Source organism: Candidatus Limousia pullorum (genome assembly GCF_057405065.1).
In genome coordinates this window covers 1,387,966-1,407,827 of the sequence record NZ_CM171614.1, presented here as the reverse complement: position 1 = coordinate 1,407,827, position 19,862 = coordinate 1,387,966, and the positions used below count along the sequence as shown (strand labels likewise).

Here is a 19,862-nt window from a genome sequence, read left to right as displayed (position 1 = left end):
TTTTTGCCGATTAACCTGTACCAATTTATAAAATAGGTTAATTTAATAATAACAAATTAAAATTCTAAATTTGGTTATTATGTAAAAGTCAATGGTAATAATAAATAAAGTCATAGCAGGTATTTTTTAATATAATTTGTCTTTTTTCGGTTGACAACCTGTTTGAACAACTGTATAATATAGACAAGATTTAAAACTTGTTTAAACAACGTGCAACTTATAAGAACAAGTTTAAAAAGACAGGAGGTTATTCTTAATGGCAAAGTACGAAAAAGAAGTTAAAGAACTGCTTGAGTATGTAGGCGGCAAAGAAAACATAGCGTCCCTTATGCACTGCGTGACCCGTCTCAGGTTTGTTCTCAAAGACGAATCAAAGGTAGACATCACAAAAATCGAAGCACTGCCCACAGTAAAGGGTACATTTACACAGGCAGGACAGTTCCAGGTAATCATCGGCAATCAGGTTTCCGAATTTTACAAGGAATTTGCGGAATATGCAGGAATCCAGGCGGTTTCCAAAGAAGAGGTTAAGCAGGCGGCAAAACAAAATCAGAATTTAGCTCAAAGAGCTGTTTCAAACCTTGCGGAAATTTTTGCTCCTCTTATCCCGGCAATCATCGTTGGCGGTTTGCTTTTGGGCTTTAGAAGCGTTATCGGCGATATCTACATGCTCAACGACGGAACAGCAACACTGAAAGACGTTTATCCATGGTGTCAGGGACTTTACGATTTCCTCTGGCTCATCTGCGAAGCGGCTCTTCACTTCCTGCCAATAGGTGTTGTTTGGAGTATAACAAAGAAGATGAAGGGTACAGAAATCCTCGGTATCGTTACCGGTGTTACACTTGTTTCTCCTCAGCTTATCAACGCATATCAGGTTGCAACAGCTGAAAATATTCCGATTTACGATTTGGGAATTTTCCAGATTGAAAGAATCGGTTATCAGTCACAGATTATCCCTGCAATCCTTGTAGGCTTTACACTTGTATATCTTGAGAGATTTTTCAGAAAAATCACACCTCAGTCAATACAGATGATAGTTGTTCCTTTCGGAGCACTTGTTCCAACAGTATTCCTTGCCCACGCAGTTTTAGGCCCTGTAGGCTGGCAGCTTGGCGAATGGATTTCACAGGGCGTTGCATGGGGCTTCCAGTCCTCAGTTGGCTGGCTCTTCGGCGGACTTTACGGTCTTTTCTATCCGGTGCTTGTTATCACAGGTCTGCACCACACAATGCTGGCAATCGACCTTCAGCTCTGCGCAGACCCGATAATCAACGGAACATACATGTGGCCGATACTTGTTCTCTGCAACATAGCACAGGGTTCTGCATGTCTTGGCTATATCCTCATGAACAGAAAAAACGAAAAAGACAAGCAGGTTGCAGTTCCGGCAGTTATCTCCGCATATCTTGGAGTTACAGAGCCTGCAATCTTCGGTATCAATCTTAAATATGTTTACCCATTCATAGGCGGTATGCTGGGTTCAGGCATAGGCGGACTTTTCTCAATGTTCTTTGTCTGCAAAGCTTCCAGCGTAGGCGTAGGCGGTATTCCGGGAATTCTTTCCATGAAGATAGAGAGTATCCCAATGTTTGCAATAGCAATGGTAATAGCCCTTGTGCTTCCGGTGCTGTTCACAATGATACTTTCAAAAACAAAGCTCAACAAGTTTGGAAAAGCATAAAACACATCCTTTCTCACAAATATAAATATCGTTTTGACTTAAAGGAGAATAACTATGGAATTTAAAAAACAGACTGTTTATCAGATATATCCAAAATCCTTTAACGACTCAAACGGCGACGGACTCGGTGACCTTAAAGGGGTCACCGATAAGTTGCTTTACTTAAAGGAATTAGGCATAGATTATATATGGCTCACACCGTTTTTTGTATCGCCCCAAAACGACAACGGTTACGACGTTGCGGACTACAGAAACATAGACCCACGCTACGGCACAATGGAGGACGCAGAAAACCTTATTTCAGAAGCTGGAAAGCTGGGTATCGGAATAATGCTTGATATGGTTTTCAACCACACCTCAACAGAGCATGAGTGGTTCAAAAAAGCCATGGAGGGCGACCCGAAGTACATGGACTACTACATTTTCCGTGACCCAAAGCCCGACGGCTCCGCACCCACAAACTGGGTTTCAAAGTTCGGAGGAAACGCATGGGAATACGTTCCAAAGTTCAATAAATACTACCTCCATCTTTTCGACAAGACACAGGCTGACCTTAACTGGGAAAACCCACAGGTCAGAGAAGAATTAAAAGACATTTTAAAATTCTGGCAGAACAAAGGCGTTAAAGGCTTCCGCTTCGACGTGGTAAACCTTATTTCAAAACCTGACACTTTCGAGGACGACTTCGAAGGCGACGGCAGAAGATTTTACACCGACGGAATAAGAGTTCATCAGTATTTAAAAGAGCTTTGCCGTGACAGCGGACTTAACGAAAACGGAATGGTGACTGTGGGAGAAATGTCCTCCACCACCATTGACAACTGCATAAGATATTCAAACCCCGAAGAAAAAGAGCTTTCCATGTGCTTCAGCTTCCACCATTTAAAGGTTGACTATAAAAACGGAAATAAATGGGAGCTTCAGCCCTGCGACTTTATGGCTTTGAAAAATCTTTTGAACAAATGGCAGACAGGCATGGAGGAGGGCAACGGCTGGAACGCACTTTTCTGGTGCAACCACGACCAGCCCCGTGTGCTTTCAAGATTCGGCGACGATAAGAACTACCCGACAGAATCCGCCGAAATGCTTGCCACAATGATACACCTTATGCGTGGAACACCTTATGTTTATCAGGGTGAAGAAATCGGCATGACAAACGCCTATTTCGAGGACATTTCCCAGTATAAGGACGTTGAAAGCCTCAACTATTTTAAAATACTTAAAGATGAAGGCATACCTGAGGATGAAGTTTACGAAATTCTCCGCTGCCGCTCAAGGGATAACTCAAGAACCCCAATGCAGTGGGACAACAGCGAAAACGCAGGCTTCACCACAGGCACACCATGGATTGAGGTAAATAAAAATTATAAAATAATCAATGCAGATAATGCTGTAAAGAACAAAAACTCCGTGTTCCACTATTACAAGAAGCTTATCGCTCTGAGAAAGGAAAACGACGTAATCGCATACGGCTCATATAAACCTGAAATGGAGAACAACACAAATGTGTTCGCCTATTCAAGAGAATATGAGGGCAAAAAGCTTTTTGTAGTCTGCAACTTTTACGGAACAGAAACAAAAATCTCCCTCCCCGATGAATTTGTGGGAAAAGAGATTTTAATATCAAACTATAAGGATGCAAAGGCAGAAAAAGAGGTAACACTCCGCCCCTTTGAAACCTTTGCGGTAATAAAGTAATATAAAAATTCACTCTCGCCTTTTTTTCAATTATCTCCTATCATTAAAACCGGCTGACATGATTTTTTAACATGTCAGCCGGTTTATTTTTTCAAAGTGACTTTGTCAGAATATTTTCATTCAAGTTCTTATTCAACAGCCCTTGGCTTTTCATAAAAGCTTATCACATTTCCGTGGTCCATTTCTCTTACGGTGTCACAGAGGTATTCTATGTCGCCCTTATTGTGGCTGGCAAGGAGGATTGTTTTTCCCTCATTTCTCAGGTTTAAAAACAGCTCTCTCATTTCCTCCACGCCCTCATTGTCAAGGCCGTTCATAGGCTCGTCAAGTACAAGGATGTCCGGGTCCTCCATAATGGCCTGAGCAATTCCCAAACGCTGGCGCATACCTAATGAATACTTGTTAACGTGCTTTTTGCTTTTGGGGTCAAGGCCAACCCTCTCCATTGTTTCCATAATTTTTTTATCGTCAATTTTTCTTTTGATACAAGCCAAAAGCTTCAGGTTTTTAAAACCGCTGTAATTTGGAAGAAAGCCCGGGGTTTCTATGATAAGTCCCACATTGTCCGGTATGTCCGCATCTTTTCCGATAACCTTGCCGGAAACAGTGATTTTACCCGATGTCATTGGCATAAAACCGCAGATACATTTGAAAAGCACGGTTTTTCCGCTTCCGTTTCTTCCGATAATTCCGTGGATTTTACCCTTTTCAAAATTTATACTTACGCCGTTTAAGGCGTTGTTTTCCTTGAATTTTCTAACAACATTTTCAACTTTAATAATAACCTCTGACATTGCTCTCCCTCCTTAATCATGTGGCAATATTTCAACTATGTATCTCTTCATAAATAACCTTGCAATAATAATCAGCGCAATTATTGCAATAAAGAGGAATGTATACGCATACACAAAGCTCACCCTGCCTGTTATTGGGTTGTTGGAAATATTGTCTATTTTACACCAGCAGGTGGGTATTATCTTTTTAAGTACATCCGTAAAGCTTCCCAAGTTGTTGTAAATGCTTGAACCGCCGCCCAAAAACGCAACGAAGAGAGCAAGTCCCGTTCCGAAATATTTAGGCAGTTTCAAATTTAAGGCAAACATCAGCAGGCAAAGAAAAATTGAATTAAGCCAAAACAAGCTTGTTGACAAAAGCGTTGCAATAACAGGAGAGTATCTTCCTATTATTTCCGGTGATACGTTAAAATTCAGAATACTTCCGCTTTCCATTATAAAACCTTGACTTGCAAGCTCTGTGTAAACTCTTCCCCACTGGTCGGAAAGGGCAAACCTGTCGATTATAGGAAGAATTGAAAAAAACACTATTAAAAGCAGGCAGATAAAAGTACCTTTTATTATGTAAACAACCTGTCCATAAAACCAAACCGTTCTGCCGCTTCTGGCTATAGTGTAGGGCTGATGTTCGTCCATAAAAGGTGCGTCGCAAAACCAAACAACCACCATCATAAGAAGCATTGCCAAAGTCAAATCCGTATTGAAAATAAAAGGAATAGACCACGGCGATACGCTCAAACCAAGCTCCGCTGACTTATAGCGCACGGTCAAAAAAGCGTCCCACATATGAAAACCCAGCAGGAAAATCATAACCCAGATTTTGGGATTTCTCATAAGCTTTTTCAGGCTCAGCTGAGAAATAAACCAAGCGACCCTAATTTTATTAGCCATAATAAATCCTCCTTTTCGCCTTATTGACAAAAATATAGGAAAAGAGAGTTGTCAGTAAAAGTGTATAAAGCAAAGTTACAAGATACCCGGGAATAGCTATACCGGAATTTAGATGATTCAATGAAAATACGCTGTGTATATACAAATCGCTCAGCGGCAGATAAAGTGAAAAATAACGCACATAATAGACAAGCAGATAAGGCGATACTATTACAAGGAACTTGCTTTCTGTAAAAGCAGAAACGCACAGAGCACCCAATGCCCAAATCCCCATCTCAATACCTCTTATGGCGGTATCAAGTAAAATTGCCGCATAATCTCCAAACTGATTTATTATCATTCCGCTCAGCGTGCTTGCTCCGGCTTCCGAAGAAGTTGTGAGAAGAAATTGTCCGGTAATTAAAAACACAAAAAAGTAAATAAATACCGAATATAACAAAGACGCCATAAAATAAACTGCATATGCGGAGAGAAAAACCGTTATAATTTTTGAAGCCGTATAACATTCCGTGCCGGTTCGTATTACAACGCTTCTAAAATTCCTGTTTTCAAAGTCTGTGCAAAAGCTATGGGCATATGGCAAAGCAGCTATTGTCGTTGCAAAGATAGAATATCCTGCTACCACATCAGAATACCACACATCAAAAACAGATAAATGTATCTGTCCGTCTGCCATTAAAAGACTTTTTCTTTCCCAAGCCCATGACAACTCAAAATTGTTTATAAAGTCATTTACAAAGAACAAACACATCATAAGGAAAATCGTGGCGATAAACACGGGATTTATAAAAGCTCTCTTTAAGTCCATTCTAAATGCGCCAATAAACCGCTTCATTTCTTATCCCTCCTAATAATATAAAATAAGCTTGCCGGATTCCTTTTGAGAAGCCGGCAAGCAAATAATTCCCGGTTTGGATTTTAAGATAAATTATTTAAATATCGCTTCAAAAAATCAAATTTCAACCAATTAAGCCTGCCAGGAACCCTCAACAACATTAACTCTATAAGGGGTCGGATTCGTTGCAATAATTCTAAGTTTATAATTACTATCATTTGGTACAATATCGTTAGCATCGTAATATGAAACTGTAGCCAATCCTGTTTCGTTTGCTGAGATCTGACTCGCTCCATAATTCCAAACCGGGAAAATATTTCTTTAAATTCTATTCAAATAATATCTAACTATAGCCAAAAGTAAATTCTCCTGTAACAGCGTCAACTGTCCAATCTATAATTTCAGTTTCTGTCAGATTTCCATCCAGAGGCAATGGTTTTTCAGAGATTACAATATCGTCGTTTCCAACCGTCCTTACATATATTTTCCAAACAGGTCGGATTTCATAATTTTTATTTTCCCTTAATGTTCTTCCCTTTTTATAGGGAACATAATTAAGGCTTATCTGGAATACCTCTGCGTCAAACAAACTGCACATTGAATCAATGCTCTCTTTGACATTTTCCAATGCTTCTTCCGGACCTATTATTTTATTTCCCTGGGTCGCAACTGAATTTAACTTCATGTCAAATTCAACCGTCGGTAATGTATAGCTTATAACACCGTCCTCCGTAATCCAAACAAAGGCACAAGTCAGATATTTCAACGGAAGTTCCGACGTCGCATCCGTAACCGAGTTTACATAAGGAAAATCTATTCCGTCAACCGTATATGTATAGTAAATCAGATAGCTGTCTTTTGTTTCATAGGGAGATGTGTAGTCCCATTTTTCATTTAACAAATCCAGCGTCTCCTTTTCTACCGAAAGCACATGGGTTATATTGTAATCAAAATTTGTCACACTGCTTATGATGTTTTCCGCTTTGGCTTTTGCCTCTTCCCTTGTCATAAAGTCAAAGTCCTTTCCGCAGTCCACCTCATCTGCCGACTCCCGGGTTATTCCCAAATAATAAAGACTGCGTATTTCGCACTGCGACTCTGTAAAATCATGATAAAAGAATTCATCTCCGCCCCAGGATAAACTTCCTCTATACATATTTCCCGCATCTCTGTTGTCTGCATTATATATAGTATATCTTTTGACCTCAAATTTAAAATCTTCGGGACAATCATCATAATCGGTTTCGTTTGCCTCATAATAAAGCTCCAGCACTCTGTTGTCCTTTATTTCAAAAAGTTCCATAGGGTCGCTTTCCTTAAACAAGCACGCCTCTGCGTTGTAGGTGTTCATATTTGAAAAGTCCACACCCTCAGGCACAATAACATCCGCATCAACTGTTACCTTATCACTTATAACCATATCAATATGCTTGGGAAACTCTTCATTGTTTGCAAAACCATCCTGTGTTTCCCCTTCGACCGTTGGAGCCTCAGTATAGTCCACATCTCCTCCGCATCCGCTTAAAATTAAAAGAAAAATTGCTAATACTATAGATGTTACTTTTTTAACATTCCTTTTCAAAATAACCACCTCCAACCCTCTATTTATGATAAGATTATAACATTATATTTTAACTCTGTCAATAACTTTAATGTAAAATTAACAAACTTTTAATAATTATAATTATTATAATAGTTTAATTTATAATTGTACTCTTAATCTTTATATTTTTGTACAACAACCGGTTTTTGTACAAAATCAGCCAAAATATGCCATATTGTTTCAAAATTATAGCAATTTTTATTTTTCATCTTGTACAGTAGGTGAAAATTTGATATAATGTTTTTAAATATCGTCTTTAAGCTTAATTGTGACAAGACAAAATACTACAGAAAGGTTTATATTATGAAAAACAATCAATGGTCAAGCAGACTGGGCTTTGTTCTCGCCACTGCGGGAGCCGCAATCGGTCTGGGAAATTTATGGAAGTTCCCCTATATAATGGGGCGAAACGGCGGGTTTTCTTTCCTTATCGTTTATCTTTTATTTATTGTAATCTTGGGACTTCCGGTTATGATGCTGGAAATGAGCTTGGGAAGATATTCCGGAAAAAACCCCGTTGAAAGCTACAAGAAAATCAGCAAGAAAGCCGGTATAGTAGGCTTCTTAGGCGTATTTGCAGCTTTTGTAATATTAAGCTACTACAGCGTTATAGGCGGCTGGATTTTAAAATATCTTTTCAGCTATGTGACAACAGCCAACGCTCCGGCAGATTTTGCGGCGTTCTCCGCAAGCAACGAAACTGTTTTCTGGCATTTCCTGTTTATGGCTTCTGCGGTTATTATCTGCCTTATGGGTGTTAAGGGCATTGAAAAAGCCAGCAAGTTTATGATGCCGGCTTTGTTCATCCTTATGATTATTATTATTGTAAGAACCGTAACACTGCCAAATGCTGTGGAGGGTTTGAAGTTTATGTTTGTTCCCTCCGACAATTCTTCTTTCACATTCACATCCATCAGCGAAGCTTTGGGACAGGTTTTCTACTCTCTGAGCTTATGTATGGGTATCACCATAACCTACGGAAGCTATTTGAAAAAGGACGAAAACATCCCAAAAAGCTGTGCACAGGTTGCTGTTATGGATACAGCCATTGCGGTTTTGGCAGGTATAGCCATATTCCCTGCTGTGTTCTCCTTTGGACTTGACGTTCAGCAAGGCCCTGGACTTATCTTCGGAACATTGCCGAAAATCTTCAGCGAAATAGGCGGCGGATTTATCTTTGCAATCGCTTTCTTTATTCTTGTATTCTTTGCCGCTGTAACAAGCGCCATCGCTTTACTTGAGGTTCCGGTTTCCTACGTAACTCAGAAATGGAATATAGGCAGAAAGAAAGCTGTTTTGGGAGTAGGTCTTGCGGTATTTCTTTTGGGCGTTCCAAGCTGTCTGGCAACAGGCGCACTTTCAGGCTTTACAGTTGCAGGATACAACTTCTTCGACCTTATGAGCGTGTTCACAGACAACATTCTTCTTCCTCTCAGCGGACTTTTGATGTGCTGGTTTGTAGGCTGGAGATGGGAACCGAAAATCCTTGCCAACGAAATGGCCTTAGGCGCAAAGAAATTCAAGCTTGCAAAGGTATGGGTATTCACAATAAAGTACATTACCCCAATACTGATACTTGTGGTAACAATAAGCGGATTTGTAAATATATACAACACCGTTACCGCTTAAAACTTCATATTAAAAAATTAAGGGCTGTGCGTTTGCACAGCCCTGTTTTTATAGAATTAGCTATTTGCTATAGCAGTTTGAATTGCAGTTACATCCGCAACACTTATAGAACCGTCGTTGTTAAAATCAGCAGCCGCAGTCTGTTTGTCATTAAAGCTTACGATTTGCGCCAGATAGCTTTGAACCATTGTGGCGTCTGCTATGGAAAGAACACCGTCAAGATTTACATCACCCATAAGAGTTTCTTCTTTCTTTCCAACAGTTATAACGCAGGTGTCCTTAAGCCCTCCGTCCTCTGACATTGCGGTTATTGTGACTGTGCCGTCTTTCAAAGCAGTTACCACACCGTTTGGGCTTACCTTGGCAACTGTTTCGTCAGATGTGCTCCAATAAACCATAGCGTTTTTCGGCGCTGTAGGCTGTAATGCCGCACCAAGCTTTAAGGTTTCACCAACTGCCATGTCAGCACTGTTTTTATCAAGCTTAATTGATGTAATTTCGCTTTTTCCGCCCTCTGAATACACATCTGCAATAACAGAACGGTAGGAATAATCTACAAGCTCTCCTGTAGCCTTATCCTTTACATTTTTCAAAGTAACAAGATAAACATCACCCTCTGAAACCGACAGACCTGAGTCATAAAAGCTCATCTGAGAACCTGTTCTGTAGAAATAGTGAGAGTTTGTATTTTCCTCGCTGTCACTAAAATTCCACTCTCTTCCTGTGTTGAGATGCTTTACATTAACAGAAGAGCTGTCAGTAAGGCTGTAATCGGAATAAAATACTGTAGTCCAGTTAAATGTATCCCTGTAAAAAGCGCCTACAGGTGTAACTCCCTTTGACGGCCAGCTTATCAAATCCACATCGGATTTCTGATTTCCGGAAAACTTGTGAACGCCCTGAGAGGACATACTGTTTGAAGTAGATGTTCCAATTCCTATATTTGTGTAACTGGGGTCAAGAAGATTATAGCGGTGGCCTGCATTTATCGGGTCGCCTGCGGAATCATCCAAAGCCTTATAAATACTTGACAAAGCCTCTCCCCAGAAAAGGTTCTCGCCGTAACCAAGTTGACAAAGCTCATAAAACTCGTCGCTTATGCCCTCAACCTTAGGCGGATTGTGAGGTGACGGGTTTGAAATACCGTTTCTGGAAAGATAAGCGGTATATGTTGCTTTTGCCTGTGCTCCCTGACAAAGCTCTTCATCCATCTGCAGCTCACTAAGTCCGGCTCCCACTCTTATGCAGTTTAAGAACAACACAGCACCTTTAAGCACGTTTTCGTTTATCTTTCCCGCTGTTATTGGCAGAGTGTCATAGGATGGCTGCTCCACATAATAATTACTTACACCGGAGTTGTACAGCTCAACTGATTCAACATATATATCGTGCATTTTGCTTATTGTTTCTTTTTCCTCATCGGTATATTCCACTTCTGTTAAATCAAACATATCAGGATTTACATATCCTATCACATAATAAGCTGTACCGTCTTTCATATAGAATATAAATGCGGCATTATTTATATTATCCGGAACCTTGTATCTTCTTGCGCCGTTCGCAAAATCAAGGGGATTAAAAAAGCTTCTGTAAGGGCCTGACATTCCCATTACACTGTATTTTACATATCCTTCTTTTCCTGTATTATTCGCATACTCAATCAAATTGCTTCCGTTTTCCGCAAGCTGAAGATTATAAGCATATGTATTTTCATCAAATACCACCGGTGTATCATAGCCGTACAGCTTTGAAACTCCGTTGAACATCAAAACAGCATGGCGGCACAAAGCTGTGTCATACTTATCAATATCAGAGAAAAACTTATCCTGATATGCCTGCTGTGACAAATCTATATTCGGGTAATAATATCCAACATACCCCAGAATATTGCCATTGTCGTCGGTCATCCTTGTACCTGAAACATAATAGTCATCCTTATCCCCAAAGCTGTACTTGGGAGTTCTGTAACCCTCGGAAATACTTCCGAAAGCTGCTATTCCGTCCTGAGCATTTGTTTCTATATAGAGATAATCACTGTAGTTATCACCATAGAAAGTACATGCCTTTCCTCCGAAAGGAGACACGGTTTCAAGCTTAGGCTCTCCGAAAAGCTTCTTAACATCGGAAAGACCCATATCCTTTGTTACTGTTTTTCCGCCCACAATTATAAGGGCATTATCTGGGAAATCATCTGCCGCAGCAGCTGTCACAGGCAATACGCTTACAATCAATGAAAAAACCAAAAATAAAAGCAATCCTTTTTTTAATAGATTTTTCACTTATTATTCCTCCTCATTTAGAATTTGCTTTTAATTCTATTATAGCACCTTAATAAACAAAGTCAATTATAAAAGATATAAATGAAAAAGCAGAACCCCGAAAACAGGGTTCTGCCGAAAATAAACTATTAAAATTACAAAATGCTGTTGAGGAAGTTTTTGCATCTGTCGGTTTTCGGGTTTGTGAAAAACTCCTGAGGTGTGTTTTCCTCTATCATTTTTCCCTGGTCCATAAAGATAACCCTTGTTGCCGCTTCCTTTGCAAAGCCCATTTCGTGAGTAACAATTATCATTGTCATTCCGGATTTTGCAAGGGCTTTCATAACGTCCAAAACCTCTCCAACCATTTCAGGGTCAAGAGCTGATGTAGGCTCGTCAAAAAGCATTACGTCCGGCTCCATGCACAATGCACGAACAATAGCTATTCTCTGCTTCTGACCGCCGGAAAGCTGTGAAGGATAAGCGTTTGCTCTGTCCTCAAGTCCTACTCTTTTGAGAAGCTCCATTGCCTTGGCCTCTGCCTCAGCCTTGCTCTTTTTCAAAAGCTTCATAGGAGCCAAGGTCATGTTTTTAAGTATTGTAAGATGTGGGAAAAGATTGAACTGCTGGAAAACCATTCCCATTTTCTGTCTGTGCTTGTTGATATCAACCTTTGGGTCTGTGATGTCTGCGCCCTCAAAAATAATCTGTCCTGATGAGGGAACCTCCAAAAGGTTTAAGGAGCGCAGAAATGTAGATTTACCTGAACCGGAAGGGCCGATAATTACTACAACCTCGCCCTTTTTAATCTCTGTGCTTACACCGTTAAGTGCGTGAAGCTGTCCGTAGCTTTTTACAAGGTCTTTTACTGTAATCAATGCATCAGTGCTCACTCTTACGCAGCCTCCTTTCAACTATTCCCACAAGCTTGGTAAGGATAATAACTATCACAAGGTAAATAACCGCAATACTGATATACGGGAAGAAAGGCTCGTAAGTTGCGGTCTGAATCTGCATAGCCGCTCTTGTAAGGTCTGTACCTGCAATGTAACCTACAACTGATGTTTCCTTGAGCAAAGCTATAAACTCGTTGAGAAGAGCAGGCAAAACGTTTTTAATTGCCTGAGGAAGTATGATAAATATCATTGTCTGGAAATAATTAAGTCCCAAGCTTCTTCCGGCTTCATTTTGTCCACGGTCGATTGACATGATACCGGAACGGAAAATCTCTGCAACATATGCAGCTGAGTTAAGACCGAAACCAACAACAGCAACCGCCAAAGCGTTTACCACGCTGGTAAGTATTATAAAGTACAAAATCAAAAGCTGAACAACAATAGGAGTTCCTCTGAAAATTGTAAGATAGAGCTTGCTAAATCCGTTAAAGAATTTAAGCAAAAAGCTTCCCAAACCCTTTTTCTTTGTAAGCTCTTCCTTTCTCAAGTCGTGTGTTGTTCTTACAGCCGCTATAATAAAGCCCAAAGCAATACCGATTATGGCAGCAAACAAAGTGATTAAAAGTGTGTTTCCCAAACCCTCAAGGATCATTTTGTATCTGTCCTGTGTGATGAAGGTTGCTACAAACGGATCAGCGACACTGTCTTGCCACCATGCGCCGATGGAATCAAAAAAATTCAATCATCTCACCCTTTTCCTTTAATTAAAAAATCGTCCGAATATAAAACCTTTAAAAAAAAGAGACTGCCGAAACGACAGCCTCTTAGATTTACACATCTGTCATTAGAAAGATATGAAATTTTTAAATCACTCTCTAACGATGATTACGTTCTTTGATGTTGCATATGTGTTTGTAAAGTCAACGCTCTTAAGTCTTTCTTCGTTAACAGTCATACCTGCTGCACCGAAGTCAGCCTTACCTGAATCAACAGCTGCGATGATTCCCTCAAATTCCATGTTAAGGATTTCAAGCTCGTATCCAAGCTTGTCGCAGATAGCCTTTGCGATATCAGCGTCAATACCTACAACCTTGTTGTCCTGGATGAACTCATATGGTGGGAATGTAGCGTTTGTAGCCATTACCAATTTGCCGTTAGGATACTCTGTTCCTTCCGGAGTTTCATAAGGTGTTTTACCAGCGTTATCGCCGATGTAGTTGTCCTTAATCTTCTGGAGAGTTCCGTCAGCCTCAAGCTCTGCCAAAGCAGTGTTGAACTTGTCGAGAAGCTCTGTGTTGCCCTTCTTTACGCAGATAGCGTAATCTTCCGGCTCAAAAGTATCGTCAAGAATTTTGATACCCTCATTAGATGCAACATAGTTCTTTGCAGGCTCTTCGTCGATAATAACGCAGTCTACCTTGCCCTGCTTCAAAGCCTGAACAGCGAGGATACCGCTGTTGAACTGTGAAACTGTTGCGCCCTCGTTTGCTGCATAGTCAGCTGCAACAACTGTGTCGCCTGTTGTTCCGATCTGAACACCGATTGTCTTTCCTGCAAGATCTTCCTTGCTGTTTACAGTGTTTTCAGGAGCAGAATTTCCTCCGCATGCTGCAAGGCTCAAGCACATAACAACTGCGAGAACGATAGAAATAACTTTCTTCATTTTGTTAGTCCCCCAAACTTATTATATCTACTTTTTATATTCAGACAAATAAAATGTCTACGTTATAATTTACACTTTTACGTCACAGTTGTCAATAGAAAAAGAGAATTTTTGAATAAATATTCAGCATAATACAGGAAAAACGTCAATATTCTGTGATTATTTCCGATGGAAGTTTAGCTTTTTCTTTTTTGAATATTATAAGAAGCCTTAAGCAGGATTTTTTCACTTACAAATCTTCTGAAAAATAATCCGACCTTCATTGTAATTCCCGGAATTATCACAAGCTTTCCTTTTAATGTTTGGTCTATGGCATACTTTGCCACAGCCTCACTTTCCATGCCGCTGAGGCTGAAATTTACATGGGCGACCTTGTCAAATTCTGTCTTTACAGGGCCGGGACAAAGTACGCTGATTTTAACAGCACTGCCCTGTCGTCTTAATTCCTCGTAAATTCCCTCTGAAAATCTCAAAACATAATTTTTAGTGGCATAGTATGTATTCAGCATAGGTCCCGGGAGAAATCCCGCAGAGGATGCGACATTCAAAATCTGACCTCTGTTTCTTTTCATCATATCCTTTAAGAAAAGCTTTGTAAGAATATGCACAGCGGCAATGTTTGTTTCAATCATCTCAAGCTCCTTTGAAAGAGGTATCTCAGAAAAATATCCGTGATATCCGAAACCTGCGTTGTTTATAAGCAGGTCTATTTTCTCGCCTTTTACGAGCTTGTAAAGTCTTACGCACTCTTTTCTTTTGGACAAATCACATTCCACATAGAATGCCTGTCCCCCGTCCTTGCTGTTGATTTCTTTGGCAATTTCTTTTAAGCGCTGTTCACGTCTTGCAACAAGTATAACATCATATCCCAATGAAGCAAGATAAAAAGCCATATCCCTGCCCATTCCAGAACTTGCTCCGGTAATCAAAGCTTTCACAATGCATCATCCTTTCCGTTTCTTCATGTTTTTTAACATTATAACACGGAAAACTATCGTATTAAAGGGAAAAAGGCGTTTACATTTAAAATAACTACATGATATAATGATAAAAATTACCGTAACGGAGGATTTTATGGGACTTAATGATGTTATTGTAGAAATAATACTTATATGTATATTTGCTGTACTGGGACTTATGTATCTGAGCGGCAAATGCAATTTTCTTATACCTAAATACCGCCTGCTTTCTGATGAGATGAAAAAACGAACCAACGTTAAAAAGCTTTCCAGACTTTTCGGATTCGCTTCCCTTTTCGCCGCTTTGTCCATAGCCGTAATGATAACAGGAGGACTTTTAAAAATCCATCTGCTGTTTTTCGGAGGAATTATAATGCTTGGCGCAGATGTTTTCTATATTTTCAATAAGGGAAGCCGCAGCGAAAATTTCCTTTTGCCCAAGGACAACTCAGAAGAATCAACACATGGTGACGAAAATGGAAAATAATAAATTTGCAAAAGGAAGGGTTGCCGCATTTGTTATAATTGCGGTATGTGCAGTTTTTCTTGTTTTCTTTTTGTCAAAGGGAAATTCAGAGGATTTCAAGTTTCTGGACAGTCTGTTTTCGGATGTAACAGAAAACGGATTTAAGGTCACAAAAATCATAGACGGAGATACAATTATAGTTGATTTCCACGACAAAGAAACGACCATAAAACTTATAGGTATAGACGCTCCCGAAGCCGTCAGCGAAGAGAAAAGCTGTCCATACGGAGAAATATCAAAGGAATATTTAAAAAACCGACTTGAGGGAGAATACGTGGACATAGAGTACGACAATGACACCACCGACAGTTCAGGCAGAAACCTCGCATACATATATATAGGAAATGAAATGCTCAATGAAACACTTGTTAAAAACGGATACGCTGTTTTTTCACAAAGCACAGAGGACACAAGCCGATACAACAATCGTCTTATTGAAGCTCAAAAGTACGCACAAGAGAATAAACTGGGAATGTGGAGCAATGAGGTTTCAGACCAGGATACAGGAAATATGAAAAGCAGCAGTAAAATTTAATAATCAAAAAATTAAGACCGACGCATTAAAGCAATCGGTCTTTTTCATTGTCCCCTTTTTAATTGTGCATTGATGTCATCAGTCATCATGTATTTCAGATAAAATTTCTTCCTCAATAAGATTTACAAGCTCGTGTGGTGTAATCCCCAAAGCATTTGCTATTTTCCAGATAGTTTCGAGATTTGCTTTTTTGTTTCCGCTTTCTATCATTGCCAAATGGCTTCTGGCAAGACCTGCAAGGCCGCTTAAAACCTCCTGTGATAATTTCCGCTCTTTTCTAAGACGGCGAATTACCACACCTACCGCATATTTATTAAATTCTATCATCAATGACAACCTCCCTTGGGATTAGTGTAAGCAGAAAATGCGCTATAATTGTCTATGATAGTAGATATTTTTATAAATATGTGATATAATCAATGTGACAGGGGAGTTGATGTACGCCAACCTTTTGGCACTTATTTTTTATAACATATTATTAAATATTTTATCACACAGGTTTTTAAGTGCTAAGAAAAACATTAAACAATATAAGACTCAATCCACGGTCTGTTATCGTTGATAATAATTAACTTGATTTTTGTCCCAACTTCCCTGAAATGCAAAGAAGCTGTTGTAAAGGATTAACTTTACAACAGCTTCTTTTTTATTGGCTATATGCCAAGCTATATTTTTTAATTAGAAATATCTCTTGAGGAGACCTGCGAAACCGCAGCCGTGACGAGCTTCGTCCTTAGCCATCTCGTGAACTGTGTCGTGGATAGCGTCGAGGTCAGCAGCCTTAGCTCTCTTAGCGAGGTCGAACTTGCCCATGCAAGCGCCAGCCTCTGCCTCTGCTCTCATCTCCAGGTTCTTCTTTGTGCTGTCTGTGAGAACTTCACCGAGGAGCTCTGCAAACTTTGCTGCATGCTCTGCCTCTTCAAATGCGTATCTCTTGAAAGCCTCAGCAACTTCCGGATAGCCCTCTCTCTCAGCAACTCTTGACATTGCAAGATACATACCAACCTCTGCGCACTCGCCGTTGAAGTTAGCTCTGAGATCTTCCATGATATCCTCAGAAGCGCCCTGTGCGATACCTACAACGTGCTCAGTTGCATATGTAGCGCCTTCCTGAACCTGTGTGAACTTTGATGCAGGAGCTTTGCACTGAGGACATACCTCCGGAGCCTCTGGACCTTCGTGAATATAACCGCATACGTTGCAAACCCATTTTGCCATAATATAAATCCTCCTAAATTTCGTTAATTTTTTGTTTTAATAAATTTATTGATATCAAACCAGCCGCTTATTTACATTTATCGCATACACCGTAGTAGGTGACGCTTTTGCTTTCTACATTGAATCCGTCCCCTATAAGGGCAGTTTCAGCCGCAGTCGGTTCGTTATCCTCTACATCGTAAATTCTTCCGCATCTGTTGCAGACAAAGTGAGCATGTGGGTCTGTGCGACCGTCTATTCTCTCTTCACCGTCAACAGTTGCCACGTACTTAACTATCCCCTGTTCTTTGAACAGGCTGATATTTCTGTAAACTGTTCCCAAACTCAGATCAGGGCGGTCATCTTTAAGATTGTCATAGACCCACCTTGCGCTGGGATGGCAGTCTGTACTACAGATAACATTGTAAATAGCAAGTCTTTTACTGCTGAAATTTAACCGCCTGATAAAATCACCTCAAATCAATAATTATTACTGAATTTGTTGAATTTATCATACCACATCGGAATTGATTTGTAAAGACCTTTTTGTAATATTTTTTAATTTTCAAAAATATACATATAATATCTGAAAAAAGGTGATGCAGTTTGTACGCAAATATTAGATTAAAGCCGGCAGGTATACTTATAGCCGTACTTACATTTTTTTCTTTAATTTTAACCATGTGCGGTTTTATATTTACGTCAAAAGAAAACACGGAAAAAGAAGTCACTCTTCCAATACTTATGTATCATTCCCTGCAAAAGGACAGCAAAGCTCAAGGTACATATGTAATATCCCCGGATGATTTTGAAAGAGATATGAAGTACCTTAAAAACAACGGATATACATCTGTCACTTTTAAAGAGCTTATAGACTTTGTTAAAAACGGAACTCCCCTGCCACAAAAGCCTATAATGATAACCTTTGATGACGGCTACTACAACAACATACTTTACGGAAGTCCCATACTTAAAAAATACGGTTACACCGCCGTGATTTCCCCCATAGTGAGCTGTACAGCCGAATATTCAAATACAGACTCAATATCCCCTGTTTACGGCTGCGCAGGCTGGGAAGAGCTTAAAAACGCCATAGAAGATGGAACTTTCTCTGTGGAAAACCACACATTTAATTTACATTCTCTGAAAGGCAGAAAAGGGATTTCAAAGCTTCCCGGTGAAAGTTATGAAAGCTATAAAAACACAGTAGGAACGGATATATCAAAAGCTCAAGAACTGATTTATGAAAATCTGGGATTTTATCCAGTCTGTTTTACATATCCCTACGGAGCTTTTGACGACTATTCACAGCAGCTTGTAAAAGAGCTTGGTTTTTCCGCATCCCTCATATGTACGGAAAAATTGAACACAATAACATCTGACAGCGACAGCCTGTACGGCTTAGGCAGATACATAGTGACGCCGGAAAACTCAGCAGAAGAGATACTGAAAAGAATTGGTCTTGAAAAATGAAAATCAACATAGTATTAAACAAAAAGCTTGCCAAAAAGATTTTTATATATTTTCTGACGGCATCACTTTGCGCCGTTTATCTTATGTTTATGAAAGGAAGAATTTCTATGCCCAAAATATTTTTAAGCCCCTCTCTCCAGGAATGGAACCCCTATGTGGACGGAGGAAACGAAGAATACTACATGAATTTGATAGCCGACGCAATGGAACCTTACCTGAGGGCAAGCAATATTGAGTTTGACAGAAACTCCCCTGAGCAAACCCTCACCCAAGCCATTGAGCAGTCCAACAAAAGCAACTATGATTTACACTTCGCCATACATTCCAACGCTGCGCCGGAAAATCTCGCCGGCAAGCTCAGCGGAGCTGATTTTTATTTTTACCCCGCCAGCAGTAAAGGAAAGGAAGCTGCGACGGTCATTTCCGAGAATTACAAAAAAATATATCCCAACCCCTCCAACGTGGAGATAATACCCACCACAACACTGGCGGAGGTAAAGCGCACCAAAGCGCCGGCTGTACTGGCGGAAGTTGCCTACCACGACAACCCAACCCAAGCCCAGTGGATACGTGACAATATAAACGAAATAGGAAAAAATCTCGCCGAGGGTATCGCCCTTTACCTTGGAGTTCCCTTTGTAGAGCCTTGACCTTGTAAAAAATAAATAAAATTTTATTCCCGGAATAATAAAAACATTCCGGGAATACTAATATTAAGCTATTTCCCGTAAAAAACAATATTTTTTCCAAAAAGGTATTGACAAATGCATATAGGTGCGGTATAATGTACAAGCTGACAACGCAACAGCGTGTCAATAACCAATGCGCCAATAGCTCAGCTGGATAGAGCAACTGCCTTCTAAGCAGTAGGTCAGGGGTTCGAGTCCCTTTTGGCGCGCCATATGGTGGGTATAGCTTAGTTGGTTAAAGCGCCAGTTTGTGGCACTGGAGACCGTCGGTTCGAATCCGACTATCCACCCCATTTGACTCATTAGCTCAGTTGGCAGAGCACTTGACTTTTAATCAAGGTGTCCGGAGTTCGAATCTCCGATGGGTCACCAATAACCCCCGATGTACCAAATCGGGGGTTAATTTGAATATTGGGCTATAGCCAAGCGGTAAGGCAACGGACTTTGACTCCGTCATTTCGCTGGTCCGAATCCAGCTAGCCCAGCCAAAACCTGTCTGAAAAGGCAGGTTTTTTATTTTATTAAATATTAT

19 protein-coding genes and 4 tRNA genes are annotated in these 19,862 nt (G+C 40.1%); 11 read left to right on the top strand and 12 right to left on the bottom strand.

Annotation, left to right across the window (positions count from 1 at the left end):
- Positions 1-256: 256 nt before the first annotated feature.
- Complete coding sequence (gene treP / locus CGICJO_RS06215) at positions 257-1,684, top strand: PTS system trehalose-specific EIIBC component (RefSeq protein WP_486498239.1); 1,428 nt, start codon at positions 257-259, stop codon at positions 1,682-1,684.
- 54 nt (positions 1,685-1,738) lie between these two features.
- Positions 1,739-3,382, top strand: coding sequence for an alpha,alpha-phosphotrehalase (treC, locus tag CGICJO_RS06210; RefSeq protein WP_486498238.1), 1,644 nt, complete (start codon positions 1,739-1,741; stop codon positions 3,380-3,382).
- 128 nt (positions 3,383-3,510) lie between these two features.
- On the opposite strand, the gene CGICJO_RS06205 is transcribed toward treC, so the two are convergent.
- From CGICJO_RS06205 to CGICJO_RS06190, 4 genes are all read right to left on the bottom strand, one after another.
- Complete coding sequence (locus CGICJO_RS06205; protein WP_087380222.1) at positions 3,511-4,176, bottom strand: ATP-binding cassette domain-containing protein; 666 nt, start codon at positions 4,174-4,176, stop codon at positions 3,511-3,513.
- Positions 4,177-4,188: 12 nt separating this feature from the next.
- Positions 4,189-5,067, bottom strand: coding sequence for a hypothetical protein (locus CGICJO_RS06200; RefSeq protein ID WP_087380220.1), 879 nt, complete (start codon positions 5,065-5,067; stop codon positions 4,189-4,191).
- On the bottom strand, positions 5,060-5,902 hold the full coding sequence (locus CGICJO_RS06195; protein WP_486498237.1) for a hypothetical protein: 843 nt from the start codon (positions 5,900-5,902) through the stop codon (positions 5,060-5,062). The genes CGICJO_RS06200 and CGICJO_RS06195 overlap by 8 nt, the downstream gene beginning before the upstream one ends.
- Positions 5,903-6,245: 343 nt before the next feature.
- Positions 6,246-7,484 carry a hypothetical protein gene (locus CGICJO_RS06190; RefSeq protein WP_486498236.1) on the bottom strand — a complete coding sequence of 413 codons (1,239 nt, stop codon included), beginning with the start codon at positions 7,482-7,484 and terminating at the stop codon, positions 6,246-6,248.
- 324 nt (positions 7,485-7,808) lie between these two features.
- On the opposite strand from CGICJO_RS06190, the gene CGICJO_RS06185 reads away from it, so the two are divergent.
- Complete coding sequence (locus tag CGICJO_RS06185) at positions 7,809-9,134, top strand: sodium-dependent transporter (RefSeq protein WP_486498235.1); 1,326 nt, start codon at positions 7,809-7,811, stop codon at positions 9,132-9,134.
- Between the two features lie 56 nt (positions 9,135-9,190).
- Here CGICJO_RS06185 and CGICJO_RS06180 read toward each other — a convergent pair whose 3' ends face one another.
- The 5 genes from CGICJO_RS06180 to CGICJO_RS06160 form a co-directional block, all read right to left on the bottom strand.
- Positions 9,191-11,413: an Ig-like domain-containing protein gene (locus tag CGICJO_RS06180; RefSeq protein WP_486498234.1), complete on the bottom strand. Its 2,223-nt coding sequence runs from the start codon at positions 11,411-11,413 to the stop codon at positions 9,191-9,193.
- A gap of 134 nt (positions 11,414-11,547) precedes the next feature.
- Positions 11,548-12,270, bottom strand: a complete 723-nt coding sequence (locus tag CGICJO_RS06175; RefSeq protein ID WP_143256401.1) for an amino acid ABC transporter ATP-binding protein — start codon at positions 12,268-12,270, stop codon at positions 11,548-11,550.
- Positions 12,271-12,274: 4 nt separating this feature from the next.
- Complete coding sequence (locus CGICJO_RS06170; RefSeq protein ID WP_486500001.1) at positions 12,275-12,940, bottom strand: amino acid ABC transporter permease; 666 nt, start codon at positions 12,938-12,940, stop codon at positions 12,275-12,277.
- A gap of 216 nt (positions 12,941-13,156) precedes the next feature.
- The gene (locus CGICJO_RS06165; protein ID WP_486498233.1) at positions 13,157-13,951 is read right to left on the bottom strand and encodes a transporter substrate-binding domain-containing protein; all 795 of its coding nucleotides are present in this window, start codon (positions 13,949-13,951) and stop codon (positions 13,157-13,159) included.
- Between the two features lie 176 nt (positions 13,952-14,127).
- Entirely contained in the window at positions 14,128-14,889 is a 762-nt protein-coding gene (locus CGICJO_RS06160) for an SDR family NAD(P)-dependent oxidoreductase (protein ID WP_486498232.1), read from the bottom strand.
- A gap of 136 nt (positions 14,890-15,025) precedes the next feature.
- On the opposite strand from CGICJO_RS06160, the gene CGICJO_RS06155 reads away from it, so the two are divergent.
- Together CGICJO_RS06155 and CGICJO_RS06150 are read left to right on the top strand one after the other, a co-directional pair.
- Entirely contained in the window at positions 15,026-15,397 is a 372-nt protein-coding gene (locus CGICJO_RS06155) for a DUF3784 domain-containing protein (protein ID WP_486498231.1), read from the top strand.
- A complete protein-coding gene (locus CGICJO_RS06150) occupies positions 15,387-15,971 on the top strand; it encodes a thermonuclease family protein (RefSeq protein ID WP_486498230.1) in 585 nt (194 codons plus the stop codon). The genes CGICJO_RS06155 and CGICJO_RS06150 overlap by 11 nt, the downstream gene beginning before the upstream one ends.
- Positions 15,972-16,049: 78 nt before the next feature.
- On the opposite strand, the gene CGICJO_RS06145 is transcribed toward CGICJO_RS06150, so the two are convergent.
- The 3 genes from CGICJO_RS06145 to CGICJO_RS06135 form a co-directional block, all read right to left on the bottom strand.
- A complete protein-coding gene (locus CGICJO_RS06145; protein ID WP_486498229.1) occupies positions 16,050-16,298 on the bottom strand; it encodes a helix-turn-helix domain-containing protein in 249 nt (82 codons plus the stop codon).
- A 351-nt stretch (positions 16,299-16,649) separates the two neighbouring features.
- On the bottom strand, positions 16,650-17,189 hold the full coding sequence (locus CGICJO_RS06140) for an NADH peroxidase (protein ID WP_087379312.1): 540 nt from the start codon (positions 17,187-17,189) through the stop codon (positions 16,650-16,652).
- Between the two features lie 67 nt (positions 17,190-17,256).
- Entirely contained in the window at positions 17,257-17,634 is a 378-nt protein-coding gene (locus CGICJO_RS06135; protein WP_087379309.1) for a Fur family transcriptional regulator, read from the bottom strand.
- A 140-nt stretch (positions 17,635-17,774) separates the two neighbouring features.
- On the opposite strand from CGICJO_RS06135, the gene CGICJO_RS06130 reads away from it, so the two are divergent.
- The 6 genes from CGICJO_RS06130 to CGICJO_RS06105 all read left to right on the top strand — a co-directional run bounded on the left by CGICJO_RS06130 (position 17,775) and on the right by CGICJO_RS06105 (position 19,818).
- Positions 17,775-18,641 carry a polysaccharide deacetylase family protein gene (locus CGICJO_RS06130; protein ID WP_486498228.1) on the top strand — a complete coding sequence of 289 codons (867 nt, stop codon included), beginning with the start codon at positions 17,775-17,777 and terminating at the stop codon, positions 18,639-18,641.
- 107 nt (positions 18,642-18,748) lie between these two features.
- Positions 18,749-19,291 (top strand): N-acetylmuramoyl-L-alanine amidase family protein, encoded by a 543-nt coding sequence (locus CGICJO_RS06125; RefSeq protein WP_486498227.1) that lies wholly within the window; start codon positions 18,749-18,751, stop codon positions 19,289-19,291.
- A gap of 174 nt (positions 19,292-19,465) precedes the next feature.
- Positions 19,466-19,542, top strand: a tRNA-Arg gene (locus CGICJO_RS06120).
- Positions 19,543-19,546: 4 nt separating this feature from the next.
- A tRNA-His gene (locus CGICJO_RS06115) sits at positions 19,547-19,623 on the top strand.
- A gap of 3 nt (positions 19,624-19,626) precedes the next feature.
- Positions 19,627-19,702, top strand: a tRNA-Lys gene (locus CGICJO_RS06110).
- A gap of 40 nt (positions 19,703-19,742) precedes the next feature.
- Positions 19,743-19,818, top strand: a tRNA-Gln gene (locus CGICJO_RS06105).
- Positions 19,819-19,862: the final 44 nt, after the last annotated feature.

Excerpts from the sequence above, each read along its gene's own strand:
- CGICJO_RS06125 (WP_486498227.1), top strand. The coding sequence starts at position 18,749 with ATGCCCAAAATATTTTTAAGCCCCTCTCTCCAGGAATGGAACCCCTAT.
- CGICJO_RS06205 (WP_087380222.1), bottom strand. The coding sequence starts at position 4,176 with ATGTCAGAGGTTATTATTAAAGTTGAAAATGTTGTTAGAAAATTCAAG.
- CGICJO_RS06170 (WP_486500001.1), bottom strand. The coding sequence starts at position 12,940 with ATGATCCTTGAGGGTTTGGGAAACACACTTTTAATCACTTTGTTTGCT.
- CGICJO_RS06185 (WP_486498235.1), top strand. The coding sequence starts at position 7,809 with ATGAAAAACAATCAATGGTCAAGCAGACTGGGCTTTGTTCTCGCCACT.
- CGICJO_RS06165 (WP_486498233.1), bottom strand. The coding sequence starts at position 13,951 with ATGAAGAAAGTTATTTCTATCGTTCTCGCAGTTGTTATGTGCTTGAGC.
- CGICJO_RS06150 (WP_486498230.1), top strand. The coding sequence starts at position 15,387 with ATGGAAAATAATAAATTTGCAAAAGGAAGGGTTGCCGCATTTGTTATA.
- CGICJO_RS06140 (WP_087379312.1), bottom strand. The coding sequence starts at position 17,189 with ATGGCAAAATGGGTTTGCAACGTATGCGGTTATATTCACGAAGGTCCA.
- CGICJO_RS06200 (WP_087380220.1), bottom strand. The coding sequence starts at position 5,067 with ATGGCTAATAAAATTAGGGTCGCTTGGTTTATTTCTCAGCTGAGCCTG.
- treC (WP_486498238.1), top strand. The coding sequence starts at position 1,739 with ATGGAATTTAAAAAACAGACTGTTTATCAGATATATCCAAAATCCTTT.
- treP (WP_486498239.1), top strand. The coding sequence starts at position 257 with ATGGCAAAGTACGAAAAAGAAGTTAAAGAACTGCTTGAGTATGTAGGC.
- CGICJO_RS06155 (WP_486498231.1), top strand. The coding sequence starts at position 15,026 with ATGGGACTTAATGATGTTATTGTAGAAATAATACTTATATGTATATTT.
- CGICJO_RS06145 (WP_486498229.1), bottom strand. The coding sequence starts at position 16,298 with ATGATAGAATTTAATAAATATGCGGTAGGTGTGGTAATTCGCCGTCTT.
- CGICJO_RS06195 (WP_486498237.1), bottom strand. The coding sequence starts at position 5,902 with ATGAAGCGGTTTATTGGCGCATTTAGAATGGACTTAAAGAGAGCTTTT.